The organism is Mesorhizobium sp. M7A.F.Ca.CA.002.04.1.1 (genome assembly GCF_004022805.1).
In the GTDB taxonomy this organism is placed as follows: domain Bacteria; phylum Pseudomonadota; class Alphaproteobacteria; order Rhizobiales; family Rhizobiaceae; genus Mesorhizobium; species Mesorhizobium ciceri.
Genome location: NZ_RZPL01000039.1, coordinates 1 through 16,186 on the forward strand (window position 1 = coordinate 1; position 16,186 = coordinate 16,186).

Here is a 16,186-nt window from a genome sequence, read left to right on the forward strand (position 1 = left end):
GATATCGCCCGTGGCTGATCGCGCCGCTATTTATGACCTCAAGGGGCTGAACTGCCCCTTGCCCGTGCTCAAGGCCAAGAAGCGCCTCGCGGGGATGCAACCGGGCAGTCGGCTCTGGTTGGAGACCACCGACCCGCTCGCCGTCATCGACATTCCGGCATTCTGCTCCGAGAGCGGCCACCAGTTGATTGAAACGGCCGCGGTCTCCGGCGGCCATCGCTTCCTGGTCGAGCGCGGCGCGCCGTAATCGTTGGGAGCTACCGCCCGGCGATCGCCAGCGGATTGTTTTCCAGCGCCGCGCGGTCGGGCGTGTCAACCGACGGCCGGTCGGTGAAGGCGGCGAACAGCCTGCGGATATAATCTTCCGGCATGTCGAGCGTGATCAGCACCAGCCGCGTGCCACGCTGGCCATCCGGCCAGGACGGCAATTGCACCGGCGGATGCAGGATCTTCTGCACGCCATGGATCACCAGCGGCCGCGACGGGTCTTCCCTGAGCTCGATGACGCCCTTCATGCGCAGCAGGCGCTCGCCATGGGTCGAACGCAGCAGGTCGAGGAACATCTCGATCGCCGAAAACGGCACCGGGCCGTCATGCACCAGCGAATAGGAGCGCACGCGCTGATCGTGACGATGGCCGTGGTCATGGCCATGCTCGTGATCATGACCAGCATGATGGTGATGATCGTGCGCCGCTTCCTCGCCAAGCCAGCGCCGCACATCGGCGGATTTGGTTGCCGGGTTGTAGAGGCCGCAATCAAACAACGCCGCCACGCCTGTCTCCGTGTCGCCGGCATCGAGCAGTTCGGCGCCCGGATTGATCTGCCGCAGGCGCGCCCGCAGCATTTCCAGCTCATTGGGGTCGGTGGCCAGATCGGCTTTGCTGAGCACGATGCGGTCGGCGACGGCAACCTGCTTTACCGCCTCGACATGGGCATCGAGCGTGGCGTTGCCGTTGACGGCATCGACCAAAGTGATGACGCCGTCGAGCCGGAAGGCCTGGATCAGCGCCGGATGCGCCATGATCGACTGCAGCACCGGCGCCGGGTCGGCAAGGCCGGTGGTTTCGACGATGACGCGGGCGAGCCGGGCAATGCGGCCGGTCTGCAGCCGGTCGACCAGGTCGGCCAGCGTATCGACCAGTTCGCCGCGCACCGTGCAGCACAGGCAGCCGTCCGACAGCTGGATGATGCCGTCGGAAGACTGCTCGACCAGCAAATGGTCGATCGCCACCTCGCCGAACTCGTTGATGATCACCGCGGTGTCGGCCAGCGCCGGATCCTTGAGCAGCCGGTTGAGCAGCGTCGTCTTGCCGGCGCCGAGGAAGCCGGTCAGCACCGAGACTGGGATCGGGAAGCCGCTGCCCATTGGCTAGTTCGCAACCTTGACCGGCTGGTCGCCCTGCGCGGCGGAGCCGGCAATCTTCGGGCCGGTGCCGGCCGGTGCCGGCCTGTCGGGCCGCCAGCTCGGGATCGGCACATCGGCAAATTCCTGCGCGCCCTGGTCGAGGATGGCCTTCGGCGCCGGACCGGTGGCGCCGCCAAGGCCGACGGCAACCAGCGTCGGCACATGGTCGAGCTTTTCCTGATAGGGTGATTTCGGCACGTTCTTGGCGGCGGCCGGCGGCGCCTCGGATTGCTCCTGCGGCGTCTTCTTCTTGCAGACCTCGTCCTGCATGTCGTTGGGTGAGACCGTGTCGCCATAGGGCGCCAGCGTGGTGACGGTGGCCGAGCCGGCGACAGGCGTGTCGAACCCCTGATCGAGCAGTTTTGCCGCCGTCTCGGCGCGGGTGACCGCCGACTTCTCGCCAAGCACAACCGCGACCAGCGTGCGCCCGTTGCGCGTCGCCGAACCGATCATGTTGAAGCCGGAAGGGCAGACAAAACCGGTCTTCATGCCATCGGCGCCGGGATAGCGGCCGATCAAGAGATTGTAGTTGGGGATCGCCTTCTTGCCGACGGCAAGGCCCTCGATCGAGAACCACGGCACATATTGCGGAAATTCGCGGCGGATCGCCATCACCAGCACGGCGAGGTCGCGCGCCGTCGTGTACTGATCCGGCGAATAGAGCCCGTTCGGATTGACGAAATGCGTGCCGTTCATGCCGAGCCGGGTCGCCTCGGCGTTCATCCGGTCGGCAAAGGCCGCCTGCGAACCGCCGACATTTTCGCCGACAGCCATGGCAATGTCGTTGGCCGATTTGACCAGCATCATCTTCAGCGCATTGTCGAGCCGCATCACCGAACCCGGCTTGAAGCCCATCTTGCTTGGCGGCTCGGCGGCGGAGTGTTTGGTCACCTTGATCGGCGAATCGAGCTGTACCTCGCCGGCCGCGATCGCCCGAAAGGTGACGTAAGCGGTCATCAGCTTGCTCAGCGATGCCGGATACCAGCGCTTGAACGCATCCTGATGCTGCAGGATCTTGCCGCTGCCGAGGTCGAACACGACCACCGGATTGGCCAGCGCCGGCCCGGCCACAACCGACAGCGCGATTGTGCCAGCCGAGAATAGTTTGAGGAAATGCCTGTACCGCATGATCAAATCCGAAATCGCCTCTTGCCGTAGTCGCCCCTGGCTCCGTAAGATTTCATTACGCGATCGCCAGCATATGGTCCGACCCTCAAAACCCGGACCCCATTGTTGCGGTGCTATTTACTCTATGTGACGCCAAGATGGCAAAGTGCCTGGCGATCACAATTGCAAGGCAGCGGCCAACACCCGCCGTCCCAACAGCGAGATGGAACCATCATGCCAATCCTGAACCGTGCCGCCGAAATGCAGGACGAAGTTGCCGGCTGGCGCCAGCATCTGCACCAGACGCCAGAACTGAACTTCGACGTCTTCAAGACCGCCGCCTTCGTCACCGAGAAGCTGAAGGCTTTCGGCTGTGACGATGTGGTCACCGGGCTCGGCAAGACCGGCGTGGTCGGCATCATCCGCGGCCGCCAGGGCGAAGGTCCCACCATCGGCCTGCGCGCCGACATGGACGCGCTGCCGCTCAACGAGATATCAGGAAAGCCCTACGCCTCGACCATCCCCGGCAAGATGCATGCCTGCGGCCATGACGGCCACACGGCGATGCTGCTGGGTGCGGCCAAATACCTCGCCGAGACGCGCAACTTCACCGGTTCGGTGGCGGTGATCTTCCAGCCGGCCGAAGAGGGCGGCGGCGGCGGCAACGAGATGGTCAAGGACGGCATGATGGAGCGTTTCGACATCTCCAGGGTATTCGGCATGCACAACATGCCGGGCCTGCCTGTCGGACAGTTCGCCATTCGCCCGGGCCCGATCATGGCGGCGACCGCCGAATTCACCATCACCGTGCGCGGCAAGGGCGGCCACGCGGCGATGCCGCACGGTACGATCGACCCGATCGTCATCACCAGCCAACTGGTCGGCGCCTTGCAGACGATCGCCTCGCGCAGCACCGATCCGGTCGAGGCCGTGGTGGTGTCGGTGACCAAGTTCCACGCCGGCGATGCCTACAACATCATCCCCGAAACCGCCGAAATCGCCGGCACCGTGCGCACCTTGCGAAAAGAAATCGCCAAGAAGTCCGAAGAGCGCATCCGCAGCATTTGCGACGGGCTGGCGACCGCGTTCGGGGCCAGGATCGAGGTTGACTACCAGGCGAATTATCCCGTGACCTTCAACCACGCGGAAGAGACGGTGTTTGCCGGTGACGTCGCGATGAGTGTCGCTGGCGACGCCCATGTCCACCGCGGCATCCAGCCGGTGATGGGCGGCGAGGATTTCTCCTACATGCTCGAAGCCCGCCCCGGCGCCTTCATCTTCATCGGCAATGGCGACACCGCCGGTCTGCACCACCCGGCCTACGATTTCAACGACGAGGTCATCCCGCACGGCATGAGCTACTGGGTGAAACTGGCTGAAACCGCGCTGGCCGCCTGACAGCGGCAGCGCAAAGCCGGCCGAATTGCCTTCGGCCGGCCTCTTGGCGAAACGATCCGAAGCGGCTATGTGTCTGGCCGCGTGGTCCCGTAGCTCAGTAGGATAGAGCGGCAGATTCCTAATCTGTAGGTCACAGGTTCGATTCCTGTCGGGATCACCATGCTTTGCATCAGCTTAGCAAATTGACGTCGTACTTTTCGCGAAACAGTACGACGAATTCTAATCTCGGCGGGAATGCATCACCGAACAAGGAACGATCAGCTTCACTACGAAGAGCGGGCACTACAATGGCCCTTTGTCTGGCCGAAGGCTGCCTGCAGGATCACTAGGAGCTGATGGTTGACCGTGGTGCGCTGTGACCTAGCTTAAAGTTCATGATGGACAGTCCTAAGCCCGGAAATGGCGAATTGTCCGCACCGGCGAACTCTCGCGAGGTTGCTATGCAGAGGCGCAAACCGGCGTTTCAGAGCCCTGCATGCGTCCTTGGTCGGCCATTGCCCGCTACGGAATATCAACTGCGGCGATCTATCGGAACGCGACCGGCGCCCCGCCATCCGCAACAATTCGCAAGGACCAGAAGGATCCCGAAGAAAGCGACGCTCCGAGAGCGGTAAGGCCTTGGCGAATACCAAGGCGAATGACCAGACATCGCTTTATGAACTTGGCAATACACCCAGAACGCACGGGCACGGCAATGCCAAATTATCTTGCCGAAATGTATGCAAACGACGTAAATCTGGCCATTCTGAGCGCAGTGGTGACGCTTGCATCGGTGGGCGTCTATCTTGTGCTCCGGCGTATCCTTGCCGCAGTGCGACGGCGCCGCCTTGCAGCGTTTGACGAAGGCAGATCCGGTTTCGCCGACGAGGCTTCTTGGGAATGGGAAAGCCCGGACGGACTTGTCGTCGGGCCTGCTTCTTCCAAGGCTGCCAACCCCTTGCATGCGGTCGGCCTGGATGTTCGGGCTCAAAATACCAACTACTCTCGGTTCGGAGTGCGAATCGAACATTTCGCCGCGACATCCGAACCCAGCGGGTGCTCGTCAGTGGTCGAGACCGGTGCTCCTGCACCGAACAGAGTGCAGTCTGGCCGGCTTGCAGCATCCATCAGCGCGATCGCGGAACGTGGGAAGCGGATTTGCGGGTCGGCATGGAACCAATTGCGCCATAAGGCTTCACCGCCAAAAATTGCTCCGTTGGCCTATGCTGCGGATCGCGGTTTGAATTTCACAGCTCAGTTGAGAGATCCCGACCCGGCCATGGCGCCTGCCTCAAACCCTGTCGTTCGCAGGCCGATCGTTCTTGTATCGCGCTTGGGTCTCGCCGCCATTTGTCTGGCCGCGCCGATTGGCTATGCGATGACGAGACAAATCTGGGTCGAAAGCGCTTCCGCCATCTCGCAAACCCAAGACCAGGCCCATCGAGACCTTTCGCGCCCGCTGGGATTTCAGGCGAGTGCCGAATTGCTTGGCCCGGATCTCACGGCTAACCAGGCGCAAACCGGGACGGATCGTGCTCAGGCTGCCGCTGCGAGACAATTGGCCGACCAGGAGCACCGGGCGGCGGAAGGCGAGCGTGCCAGGAGCGCCGCTCTGCAGGGAGCGCTCCTCGAGGCGAGCAAGCAGATCCACACGCTGAGGGCAAGCATGGCAGCTGCCGATGACGCGCGCGAGGAGCGGTTGCGCAATGAACTCGCGGCAGCCCGCACCCTTGACGCGTTGCGGCGCATTGCGGGAGAGGCCGGCACGATGCTGAGCGAGGGCGCCAGCTATGTCCTTAAGGAGATGCCCGCTGCTCATCTCGAGCAGGAGCAAGCCCAAAGGCAGGCGCGCGATTTATCGCAAGCGCGCGTCCAAATTGAACAGCTTGAGACCGAGGCCGCCAAGGATCGCGCCACGGCCAAGGCTTCACTGGTGCAGGCGAGCGGCATACTCGACGACGAGCGCCGGAAGACGGAGCTGCTTCGTGGCGATCTCGCCGAAGCGAAACTGGCCAATGCCGCACTCATGAAGCGTACGGCTGCGGCTGAGCAGGAACAGACCGACGCGGTCACAGCGAGACAACAAGTGGAGCGGACCGCAGCTGACACGGAGCGAACGCTCGCACGAGAACGCGCTGCAGCAGCAGCGGCCGTTGAGGAGCTGAAAGAAGCTCGCATCGAGCGCCAGGCGGCTGAACTGGAGCGAGCCAAGGCAGTCTCAGCGAAAGAGCGTGCCGAGCAGGCCGCAACCGAGACGGCACAGGCCCTGGCACGGGAACGTACTACAGCCGTCATGAATCGTAAGGATCTCGACAGAGCACGCATCGAGCGCGAAGCCGCCGCCCAAGCTCTTTTGGTGCGTGTCGCTAAGCTTCAGGAGGCTCTGGACGAGCAACGCAAGGCCACTGTTTCTCTTGCCCGCGACTTGGCTGCGGCGCGCGGGGACAACGACAGGCTCAGGACTGAGCGCCGCAGCGCGCAGATCGAACCGCCCCTGAAGCCGCGTTCTGGCCGCGCGGCAGCCAGCCAGGTGAAGGCCGTCAGCAAGAAGATTGGCAAGGTTCGCAGCCCTTCGCGGATGACCCGGGTGCGTTCGATCACACTTCCTTATTCGCTCTTGCCAAGACACGTGACACCGCAGTGATTTCCGACTGCGCGGTCGCTTCCGTGGAAGGCCATTTTTGATGCCCCGCACCCCTTCGTAATGCACCCGAGGCCTGCTGCCATTTCGGCCAAAGATGAATGGCCTCTCGAATTCACCCTGCTTCATCAGCGAGAGTGTTCTGCGCGATGCGCTATGTCAGGCCGATCACGCTGCCTGTCGCGTCCAATTCGCATTGGATCGCCGCCTGCCGCGTTTCCACGCTGCCTTGCCGCGCATAGTCGATGCTGACCTCGATGGGGGCCGAGATCGTCGCCCGACTCAACTGATGTACGAAGCCCGCGCTGGTGACGCGCACGCTGGTCGCCCCCAACGGAGCGGCGGCCGACTCGATGGCATCATGGCAGGCCCGAACGACTTTATCCGGGACGCCCGGCAGCGCCTCGGTTCGGCTGACTGTTGATTGAGTTTTGCTGTCGCTGGGAGGCTGGAGAGCGGCCGGGAGGTCGAGCGACTGTCCGCCCCTTGCGGACGCAACAGCAGTGGCGGTGGCCGAACCTACAGTCCCCGGGGCTGTCGTAGTGCCGCTTGTGCTGGTCTCGCCGTCGTCCGCCGACGAACTGGAGCCGCCGGGGTCGTCGCCAGTCCCTTTGTGCGAGCCGCCCTGGTTGCCGCCGGCGTCATGACCTCCACCGCCCCCATGGTCACCAGAACCATGGCCGCCGTTGCCATGCCCTCCGCCTTGCTGACCACCGGTTGCAGCTCCTGCGCAAACTACCGCGATCGAGCAAGCTAAGACGAAATACGCACAGGTGAATCCACGCGATTGACGCACGACGACCTCCATGGATGCGTCGGTCCAACCGTCTTTCCGCGGCGTGCAGTCAGAACGGCGCGAACCGCCGCTGCCCCCGAGGCAACCTCGCGATTGCCGCGCCCCCGAAAGAACTAGGGGATCAATCCGGTCTATCAAGGATACCTGGCCGGCAAGCACCGATGAGAGGGCGCTTGGCTGGCGAGTGCCGTATCATTCATGTCGAGGCCGACCGTCTGGATGACGCCGCAGACGCCTTCATGACCCAATGACCGGAGTCCGAGGAGTGGCCTGGCCGAGGCCCCGGCGAATGCAGAGATCAGCGAATACGCTTACCGCGCCCAGGTCAGCGCACCTCCTCCGAGCCATCGGCGACACCCAGGCGATGTCGGTGGGATGGCCTCCAAAAGGCCCCCGGAGGCACGAAAAAGCTTCGCTTGAGCACTCGCCGCGATGGCGCGGCCAGACGGATCACCCCGCTTCAGCCGACCCGCACGACAAAATGCTTCGTCACCGGCTCGATGATCTTCCAGGTTCCCTTGAAATCCGCTTCCACGACGAAGGCATCGCCGGGGCCGACCTCGACCGGCGTGCCGCCGTCCGGCGTGATGATGATGCGGCCGGCGATCATGTGCACGAACTCATAGTCGGTATAGGTGGCGTGATAGGTGCCGGGTGTCGCCCGCCAGGTGCCCGACAACACCTTGCCGTCCTCGGTCGTGTGCTGGACGGCGGTTTGCATGGTCGGCCTGCCCTCGACGACGATCCAGCCAGCCAGATCGCCTGCGTCCGCGTGTTCGACGGTGCCGAATTTGAGGATTGTCTCGCGTGTCATGTGCTGAACTCCGTTTGGGGATTGCGTGGCGCTGTTTGCCTGGCCGGTCAGATAACCGATGCACCTGCCGCGAGCAATGCCGCCGCCATACGGCCGGCACCTTGGCTGACGGTGCATCAAACAAAAACCCGCCTGTGCGGCGGGTCACTGGCGCAAATCAGCACCATAGGCAAAAATGTACCATAGCTGAGGTCACCGAGTCAAGAAAAAATTCCTATCGCGAAAAAGCTGGCGGCGCAAAAGCTGCCAGCACTGGCTGCCATAAGGCCGTTTGTTGATTTGAAGTCAGAGCCCTGCCATGCGGCGCACGCCGCGCCCTCTCGACGGGCGGGTCAGGGTTTGTGGCGCGCCGAAACGAGTTCCGCCTTGCGCCTTGCCGTCTCCAGCCCGAGCCCGATGAAGGCGCGCGCGTGCTTGGCCAGCGCCATGTTGTCCGTCCACAGATTGCGCCAGATGGCGGTCTTCTTCGACAGGTGCTCATCGACGATTTCCGAAGAGAAGGATTCGAAGCTGAGATCGTCGCTGTAGCCGATCGCCGTCAGCGCATCGAAGATCGCGGCGAAATCGATATTGCCGGTGCCGAGGAAGCCGCGATGGCTTTCGCCGATATGGACATAGCCGATCTTGTCCGCGGCTTGATGGATGGCCAGCCCGACATCGGCCTCCTCGATGTTCATGTGGAACGTGTCGAGATGCAGGAAGATGTTGTCCGAGCCAGTGTCCTCGATGAAGGCCAGTCCTTGCGCGGCGGTGTTGAGCAGATTGCTTTCGAAGCGGTTGACGATCTCGAGGTTGAGCGTGACGCCGGCCGCCTTGGCTGTTTCGGCAACCTTGGCCAGCGTGCCGGCACTGCGCTGCCATTGATCGCGCGTCGGCGCCTCGACCTGCAATCCGTGGCTGGTCGAGAGAATGCCGGCGACCTTCCGGCCGCCGAGGTCACGCGTCAGCGCGATGGTATCGTTGAGGATTTCGACGCCGCGCGCGGCAATCGCCCTGTCGGCGCTCGAAATATCGCCGTCAACAGGCAATCCGATGCTGATCGCCACGCCGAGGCCAAGATCGGCGATGCGCCTGGCGAGCCCGCCGATGTCGACATCGGCGGGGTCGAGATAGGAGAATTCGATGAGATCGAAGCCGGCCTCCCTGGTGTTGGCCAGCGTGCGCTCCAGATCGGCCTGAGCCGAGCTCGCCGACCAGACGAAAGAATGGATTCCAATACGCGACATCATCGTCTCCGGTGCTGACAAGGTGCGGCCGGGTCATCCCGGCCGCACCGGTCTTGGAAGAATTTAGCGGGCTGCGGTCCAGCCCTTGTAGTCCTTCAGGTTCTCGGCCGTGATCAGCTTCGGGTCGAGCAGAACGGTCGGCTCCGCCGGCTTCTTGCCGGCCAGCAGCTCGGCCGCCATCGTCAGTGACTGGCCGGCCATCACATAGGGATCCTGCGAGGCCGAGGCCTTGATCATCGAGGTGCCGGAAGAGAGTTCCTTCTCGATATCGGGCGCGCCGTCGACGGCGGTGAAGATGAACTCCGAACGGTTGAGCTGCTTGGCAGCGAGCTGGGCGCCGATCGCCGTCGGGTCATTGATGGCAAACACCGCATCGATCTTGTCGAAGCGGGTGAGCAGCGACTGGAACACCTTCAGGCCGCCGTCGCGCGAGCCTTCGGCATTCTGGTCGTCGGAGAGGATCTTGATGTCGGGATGCTGCGAAAGCACGTTCTTGCAGCCCTTCACCCGCTCCAGGATCGACGACGATGCCGGTCCGTTGAGGATGACGTAGTCGCCCTTGCCGCCGGTGTGGTCGACCAGGTACTGGCAGGCCTCTTCGCCGGCCTTGACGTTGTTGGTCATCACGGTGACGTCGGCGCCCGGCGCCGAAACGTCGAAGGCGGCAACGACGATACCTGCGGCCTGTGCCTTCTTCACCGCCGGCGCGATCGCCTTGGCGTCGACGGCATTGAGCATGATCACGTCGACACCGGCGGCGATGAACGAATCGACCTGCGAGACCTGCTTGTTCAGGTCATAATCGGCCGATACCGAGGTCACCTCGACCTTCGGGTTGATCTTCTTGGCCGCGTCCTCGATGCCCTTGATGGTGGCGACGAAGAAGGGATTGCCGAGCAGGCCGACCGAGATACCGACCTTGTTGAGGTCCTTGGCCGAAGCAGGCGCGATGGCGAGCGACGCGAGTGCGACGCCGCAGAGCAGTTTGGCGATGGTCTTCATTGCTTTCCTCCGATTGCCCCGCGCCTCTCACGGTGCGTTACACAAACCGGTCGTTGACGCCGGCGACTAAGGTCAATCACGTTCTTGCTCCTGCCTGGAGCCTGTAGCGGTCGAGGGCGACCGCCACGATGATGACCAATCCCTTGATGATGTACTGCCAGATGTCCGAGACACCGGCCAAGATGAGCCCGTTGGAGAGCACCGCGATGATCAGGCCGCCGATCAGCGTTCCCCAGATCGAGCCGACGCCGCCGACGAAGCTGGTGCCGCCGAGAATGACCGCGGCAATGGCGTCGAGTTCGTAGGACTGGCCCAGCTGCAAGCCGTTGGCGGCGTAGAGCCGGGCCGCCGACATGGCGCCGCCGAGGCCGGCCAGCAGGCCGGAAACGCCATAGACGAAGAGCAGCACCAGCGGCACCTTGATACCGGTCAGCCGCGCCGCTTCGGCATTGCCGCCGACGGCGTAGATCCAGGTGCCGAGCACGGTGCGCTTGAGCACCAGCCAGGACAGCACCACCACCGACAGTGCGATGATGACCAGCCACGGGATGCCGAACAGCGAACCGTTGCCGATGAAATCGAACGGCAGGTCCGAATTGAACACCGTGGTGTCCTGGCCGAGCAGGCGGGCGACACCGCGCACCGCGGTCAGCGAACCCAGCGTGACGATGAAGGGCGGCAGCTTGATGTAGGCGATGAGCAGCCCGTTGATGAGGCCGAAGCCGAGGCCGACCAGAATGGCCGCCGGCACGCCGAGCAAACCCCAGTCCGGCACCAGCGATACGATCACCGCCACCATCGCCGATGCGGCGAGGATGGCGCCGACGGACAGGTCGATGCCGCCGGTGAGGATGACGAAGGTCATGCCGGCCGCCAGCACGATGTTGATCGACGACTGCTGGGTGACGATCAACAGGTTGGTCTCGGTCAGGAAGCGCGGGTTCAGGAACTGGAAGCCGGCCGCCAGCAGGATCAGCACCGGCAGCATGCCAAGGGCAGCGAAAGCCGTGCGCAACCGTCGGCTCGTGCCGGTGGCCTGGCCGCCTGCGCTGATCTCGGTCGCCTTGTCGGTCATTGCTGAGCCGCTCCCGTTGCAAGTTCCATGATTTCCTCCTGGCTTAGCGGTTCGCCTTGCGATGCCGTCACCTCGCCCGATATCTTTCCGTCGCGCATCACCAGCACGCGATCGGCGACGCCGATCACCTCGGGCAGTTCGCTGGAGATCATCAGGATGGCGATGCCCTGCTTGGCGAGATTGTCGATCAGCCGGTAGATTTCCGATTTCGCTCCGACATCGACGCCGCGGGTCGGCTCGTCGAGGATGACGACCTTCGGCTCGGTCTCGAGCAGGCGGGCGAGCAGCACCTTCTGCTGGTTGCCGCCCGACAGCGAGCCGGCATTGGCCTGCACCGAACTGGTGCGGATGGAGAGATCGGCAACGGCCTTGGAAGCACGCCTTTCGGCGGCCGCGAAGTCGCGCAAGCCGCCGGCGCGCGAATCCCGCGCCAGCACGCCCATGCTGATATTGTCGGAGATCGACATGTCGAGGAACAGGCCGAGTTCCTTGCGGTCCTCGGTCAGATAGGCGATGCCGGCATCGAGCGCCTCGCGCGGCGAGCCGATGGTTACAGGTTTGCCGTCGAGTTCCAGCGTGCCTGAAGTGTGCCTGTCGGCGCCGAAGATCAGCCGCGCAAGCTCTGTGCGGCCGGAACCGACCAGACCCGCCAGCGCCAGCACCTCGCCCTTGTGCAGGTCGAACGAACAGTTTTTCAGGAGACGGCCGTCGGACATGGCGCGCACCGAGAGCGCCACCGCGCGCTTTTCATCCGGCGGCCGATGATCCTTCTTGTAGAAAGCCGACAAATCGCGGCCGACCATCATCGAGACGAGGCGCGAGGCACTGAGGTCGGCACGCTCGAGCGTGCCGACATAACCGCTGTCGCGCAGCACGCTGACGCGGTCGGCAAGCTGGTAGACCTCTTCCATGCGGTGGCTGATGTAGATGATGGCGATGCCTTGCGATTTCAGCGTCGCGATGACCTCGAACAGCCGGTCGGTCTCGCGCGAGGTCAGCGACGTGGTCGGCTCGTCCATGACGATGATGCGCGCATTGGTCGATAGCGCGCGGGCGATCTCGACCAGCTGGCGCTCGCCGAGCGACAGGCTGGAGACCATGTCGCGGGCCGAAAAGGAAACGCCGAGCCGCTTGATGATCTCGCTGGCGCGCCGGGTGCACTGGTCGCGATCGACGATGCCGAAGCGTCGCGGCTCGTTGCCGAGGAAGATGTTCTGCGCCACCGTCAGATTGGGCGCCAGCGACAGCTCCTGATAGATCACCGCGACGCCGCTGGCGCGCGCCTTGATCGGATCGCCGGTCGCAGCCGGCATGCCGTCGATCAGGATCTCGCCGCCGGCATCCGGCCGATAGGCGCCTGAAAGCACTTTCATCAATGTCGACTTGCCGGCGCCGTTCTCGCCCATCAGGGCGTGCAGCTCCCCGGCATGGACGCTGAGCGAGACATCGTGCAAGGCACGGATCGCGCCGAACGTCTTGGAGATGTGGCGCATCTCCAGCACCGGCTGGCGCGCCGTCTCAGCCTGGGCAATCGCACTCATCGCGCGCCTCCCACTGCCGCACCGGCGACGCTCTGGTCCATCGTGGCGTCACGCCAGTTGCTGCGATAGCCTGCCAACCCGGTGAAACGCGACGCGTGCACCGGCTCTGGAACTTCGGCGGCGAATTCGCGCCCGACGCTCTCGAAGGCGAGCGCCGCTGCACCCGTGGCGCTGCCCTCCAGCGTGGCGCCCTGCAGGAAAGCCTGGCCGGGACGCAACTGCGCCAGCAGTCCGGCCAACACACCGCCTGTGTTCAGCCCGCCATCGACGATCACCGTGTTGTTCGAATGGATGAGGTCGAGCGACAGATCGACCATCAGCGCGACGTAGAGCAGCGCGGTGGCCGCGCGTTCCCCGGCATCGGGCATGCGCCCCACCAGCCGGCCGGACTGACTGGGCATCGGCCCGCCTGGCGCGAAGCTCGGCAGCGCCATGATGCCGGCATCGATCACCCGCTGCACCACCGGACCGGCGATCTCGCCTTGCCAGCCGCCGCTGATGGTTGCGAATTCGCGTCCGCCCATGAAGCGAATGGTCGGCACCGGGCCGCCGCCGACATCGACATTGACCAGCATGTCGCGATCCCGGTCGAGCGTGTCGAGCGGGCAATCCGGATTGAGCACGACGACCCAGGTGCCGGTCGAAACGACGGTGACCGGGCCAAGCTCCTGCCGGCGATAGGCATAGAGCGCCGCATTCGAATCATGGACGCCGTTGTGGATGGCGATCGGTCGCGCCGCAGCGCCGAGGCGGTGCTCGCCGATAACGGTGCCGGCGCGCTCGAAGCCAGGCATCCGGTCACGCCAGCCCTGCGCGTCGACCAGCGAGGAAAAGTCCTGGCTCCGCGGCGCCCACAGATGCGAATGGCAGCCGAGATAGGACACTTCCGAGACCGCCCGCCCGCCAAGGCGCCAGCTCCAGTATTGCGGATAGCCGAGGATCGATTTCGACGTAGCGAACGCGTCGGGATCGACCTCCTGCAGCCACAGCATGTGGCGGCCGTAGTTGAAGCCGAGCGGCAGCCGCGGCGAAAAGGTCTCCGAAAAGTCCGGAATGCGGCGATCGATCCGCGCGGCAATCTCGGCCGGCGGCTCTTGCTCGTAGTCGAGGATCGGATGCGTCAGCGCCGCTTCGTCGACCAAGGCAAAGGTGCAGCCATGGCCCGACACCATGACCCCTTCCACTCCATGACCGTCGACCGTATCGGCAACGGCGCTGAGCGCCCAATGGTGGAGCGCCGCCTCGTCGAGCACGCTGAAGCCGCCTTGGCGCATCCATTTCGGCTGTGTCCGGCGCTCGTCGATGATCCGCCCGTCCTGGCCGAAGACGAACAGCTTCGAATTGGTCTTGCCGAAATCGAGGACAGCCACCTTCACTGGATGGCTCCCGAGGCTATCCGCACCATGACGCCGGCGTCCTCCAGCATGCGCGCATCGGCGTCGGAGAGACCGTCGTCGGTGACCAGCGTGCCGATGCGGGAAAGCGGCAGCGCGACATTGCGCGCGTGGATCGACAGTTTGCGGCTGTCGGCCAGCACCACGATCTGGTCGGCGCAAAGGCTGAGATCGACGATCGAGCGTACCAGCAGCGGGTGCGATTCCATCACGCCTTCCTGGCCAAGGCCTTGCGCGCCGAGAAAGAACTTGGAGGCATAGAAGGGCACGGCCTGGCTGAGCGAATGGATGATGCCGGGTTCGCGATGCAGATCACCGCCCGCAACCGTCAGGCTGCAATGGCCGTGGTCGCTGAGATAGGCCGCCAGCGGCATCGAGTTGGTGTAGAGGCGGATGTTGCGCTCGGCGAGCTTGACGCCCAGATGGAAGCAGGTCGAGCCGCCATGCACGATGACGGCGTCGCCGTCGCGCACCATGGTCGCCGCGAGAGCGGCGATCTGCCGCTTGGCCTCGACCGCAAGGTCGCGGTTCTCGTCGTAGGGCCTGGCGTAGGCAACACCGGCCTGGGAAGCGCCGTCGAGCGCCGAGATGCCGCCATAGACCTTCCGCGCTTCGCCGGCCTCGTCGATCCTGTCGATATCGCGCCTGACCGTCGCGGCTGAAACGCCAAGCCGCTCCTGCAACTCGCGCACCGAAGCGAACGGACGATCCCGCAACAGTTCGACGATCTGACGCTGACGGCCGGAGTCGCTCAATTCTTTCCTCCCGGATGCCATTTTCCATGGCAATTGGCGTAACTTACTCAACATTAGTCGGATTGCAAGCGTGTTTGATGACAGTAGATCACTATTGACGTAGATCACTCGTTTCTGCGATATCAGCGCCAATTCGATCCCGGCAACGGGATTTCGCGCAGGACACGGCCGAGCCGTTGGAGGAAAAGCGCCATGGCGACCGAAGCTGACGCGCAGGAACTGGCGGCCTTGCGGGCGCTTTCGGCCAGCATAGGGCGGAGCCCGCATCTCACCCAGGCGGCAGGCGGCAACACCTCGCTGAAAGCCGGCGACACGCTGTGGATCAAGGCCTCCGGCACCTGGCTGAAAGACGCGCTCGTCGATGACATCATGGTGCCGGTGGCGATGGCGCCGCTGCTGAAAGCCGTCGAACAGCGCGATCGCGCCGCCGACCAGCCGCAGGGTTTCACCATTGCAGCGCTCAACCCGCGCGGCCTGCGGCCATCGATCGAGACCACGGTGCACGCTTTGATGCCGCAGCGCGTCGTTCTGCATGTCCATTGCGTCGACACCATCTCGCTTGCCGTGCAGGCCGATGGCGAGGCCGAGGTCGCCAAGCGGCTCGATGGCATCGAATGGGCCTATGTGCCCTATTTCCGGCCCGGCCTGCCGCTTGCACGCGGCATTGCCGAAAAACTGCGGCCTGGTGTCGACGTGCTGATCCTTGGCAATCACGGGCTGGTCGTCGCTGCCGAAACCGTCGCCGGGGCGGAGCTTCTGCTGCGCCGTATCAGGTCATTGCTGGCCCGGCCGGCGCGCGCGACCGCCGCACCCGACCTCGACGCCTTGGCCGCGCTTGCCGGCGACAGCGGCTACAGATTGCCGGCCGATGTCGAAGCGCATGCGGTTGCGCTCGACGCTGAGAGCCGCCGCATGGCGCAGGCCGGCAGCCTCTATCCGGACCACGTCATCTTCCTCGGCCAGGGCTCCGTCGTGGCGAAGCCAGGCGAGGCCGTGGCAGATGTCGTTGCACGACTGGGCACGTCGCCTGCGGCGATCCTGTTTCCCGGCGC

General features: G+C 64.2%; 14 protein-coding genes and 1 tRNA gene. 5 read left to right on the forward strand and 10 right to left on the reverse strand.

The features are described from left to right. Positions 1 to 10 precede the first annotated feature (10 nt). Positions 11 to 247: a sulfurtransferase TusA family protein gene (locus ENZ75_RS03830; RefSeq protein WP_024503732.1), complete on the forward strand. Its 237-nt coding sequence runs from the start codon at positions 11 to 13 to the stop codon at positions 245 to 247. A gap of 10 nt (positions 248 to 257) precedes the next feature. On the opposite strand, the gene ENZ75_RS03835 is transcribed toward ENZ75_RS03830, so the two are convergent. Continuing rightward, a complete protein-coding gene (locus ENZ75_RS03835; RefSeq protein ID WP_027162928.1) occupies positions 258 to 1,367 on the reverse strand; it encodes a GTP-binding protein in 1,110 nt (369 codons plus the stop codon). A 3-nt stretch (positions 1,368 to 1,370) separates the two neighbouring features. Beyond that, positions 1,371 to 2,534, reverse strand: coding sequence for a D-alanyl-D-alanine carboxypeptidase family protein (locus ENZ75_RS03840; RefSeq protein WP_013529350.1), 1,164 nt, complete (start codon positions 2,532 to 2,534; stop codon positions 1,371 to 1,373). Between the two features lie 213 nt (positions 2,535 to 2,747). Here ENZ75_RS03840 and ENZ75_RS03845 point away from each other — a divergent pair, with 213 nt between their 5' ends. The 3 genes from ENZ75_RS03845 to ENZ75_RS34950 all read left to right on the forward strand — a co-directional run bounded on the left by ENZ75_RS03845 (position 2,748) and on the right by ENZ75_RS34950 (position 6,534). Next, a complete protein-coding gene (locus tag ENZ75_RS03845; RefSeq protein WP_063169116.1) occupies positions 2,748 to 3,911 on the forward strand; it encodes a M20 aminoacylase family protein in 1,164 nt (387 codons plus the stop codon). Between the two features lie 83 nt (positions 3,912 to 3,994). Then, positions 3,995 to 4,071: transfer RNA gene (locus ENZ75_RS03850), tRNA-Arg, on the forward strand. Between the two features lie 477 nt (positions 4,072 to 4,548). After that, positions 4,549 to 6,534 carry a hypothetical protein gene (locus ENZ75_RS34950; RefSeq protein ID WP_244514235.1) on the forward strand — a complete coding sequence of 662 codons (1,986 nt, stop codon included), beginning with the start codon at positions 4,549 to 4,551 and terminating at the stop codon, positions 6,532 to 6,534. Between the two features lie 151 nt (positions 6,535 to 6,685). Here ENZ75_RS34950 and ENZ75_RS34565 read toward each other — a convergent pair whose 3' ends face one another. From ENZ75_RS34565 to ENZ75_RS03895, 8 genes are all read right to left on the reverse strand, one after another. Then, positions 6,686 to 7,339 (reverse strand): hypothetical protein, encoded by a 654-nt coding sequence (locus ENZ75_RS34565; RefSeq protein ID WP_063169117.1) that lies wholly within the window; start codon positions 7,337 to 7,339, stop codon positions 6,686 to 6,688. A 448-nt stretch (positions 7,340 to 7,787) separates the two neighbouring features. Continuing rightward, positions 7,788 to 8,141: a cupin domain-containing protein gene (locus ENZ75_RS03865; RefSeq protein WP_024503728.1), complete on the reverse strand. Its 354-nt coding sequence runs from the start codon at positions 8,139 to 8,141 to the stop codon at positions 7,788 to 7,790. A 332-nt stretch (positions 8,142 to 8,473) separates the two neighbouring features. After that, positions 8,474 to 9,367, reverse strand: a complete 894-nt coding sequence (locus ENZ75_RS03870) for a sugar phosphate isomerase/epimerase (protein ID WP_063169118.1) — start codon at positions 9,365 to 9,367, stop codon at positions 8,474 to 8,476. A gap of 63 nt (positions 9,368 to 9,430) precedes the next feature. Further along, entirely contained in the window at positions 9,431 to 10,369 is a 939-nt protein-coding gene (locus ENZ75_RS03875) for an ABC transporter substrate-binding protein (RefSeq protein WP_013529341.1), read from the reverse strand. A 76-nt stretch (positions 10,370 to 10,445) separates the two neighbouring features. Continuing rightward, positions 10,446 to 11,444, reverse strand: a complete 999-nt coding sequence (locus ENZ75_RS03880) for a COG4158 family protein (protein WP_027162931.1) — start codon at positions 11,442 to 11,444, stop codon at positions 10,446 to 10,448. Then, complete coding sequence (locus tag ENZ75_RS03885; RefSeq protein WP_128277904.1) at positions 11,441 to 12,985, reverse strand: sugar ABC transporter ATP-binding protein; 1,545 nt, start codon at positions 12,983 to 12,985, stop codon at positions 11,441 to 11,443. Before ENZ75_RS03885 ends, ENZ75_RS03880 begins: the two co-directional genes overlap by 4 nt. After that, positions 12,982 to 14,361 (reverse strand): FGGY-family carbohydrate kinase, encoded by a 1,380-nt coding sequence (locus ENZ75_RS03890; RefSeq protein WP_063169119.1) that lies wholly within the window; start codon positions 14,359 to 14,361, stop codon positions 12,982 to 12,984. Before ENZ75_RS03890 ends, ENZ75_RS03885 begins: the two co-directional genes overlap by 4 nt. After that, a complete protein-coding gene (locus ENZ75_RS03895) occupies positions 14,358 to 15,134 on the reverse strand; it encodes a DeoR/GlpR family DNA-binding transcription regulator (RefSeq protein ID WP_013529337.1) in 777 nt (258 codons plus the stop codon). The genes ENZ75_RS03890 and ENZ75_RS03895 overlap by 4 nt, the downstream gene beginning before the upstream one ends. A 192-nt stretch (positions 15,135 to 15,326) precedes the next feature. On the opposite strand from ENZ75_RS03895, the gene ENZ75_RS03900 reads away from it, so the two are divergent. Next, positions 15,327 to 16,186: class II aldolase/adducin family protein (locus ENZ75_RS03900; RefSeq protein WP_164887722.1), on the forward strand; the 860-nt coding region annotated here is incomplete at its 3' end.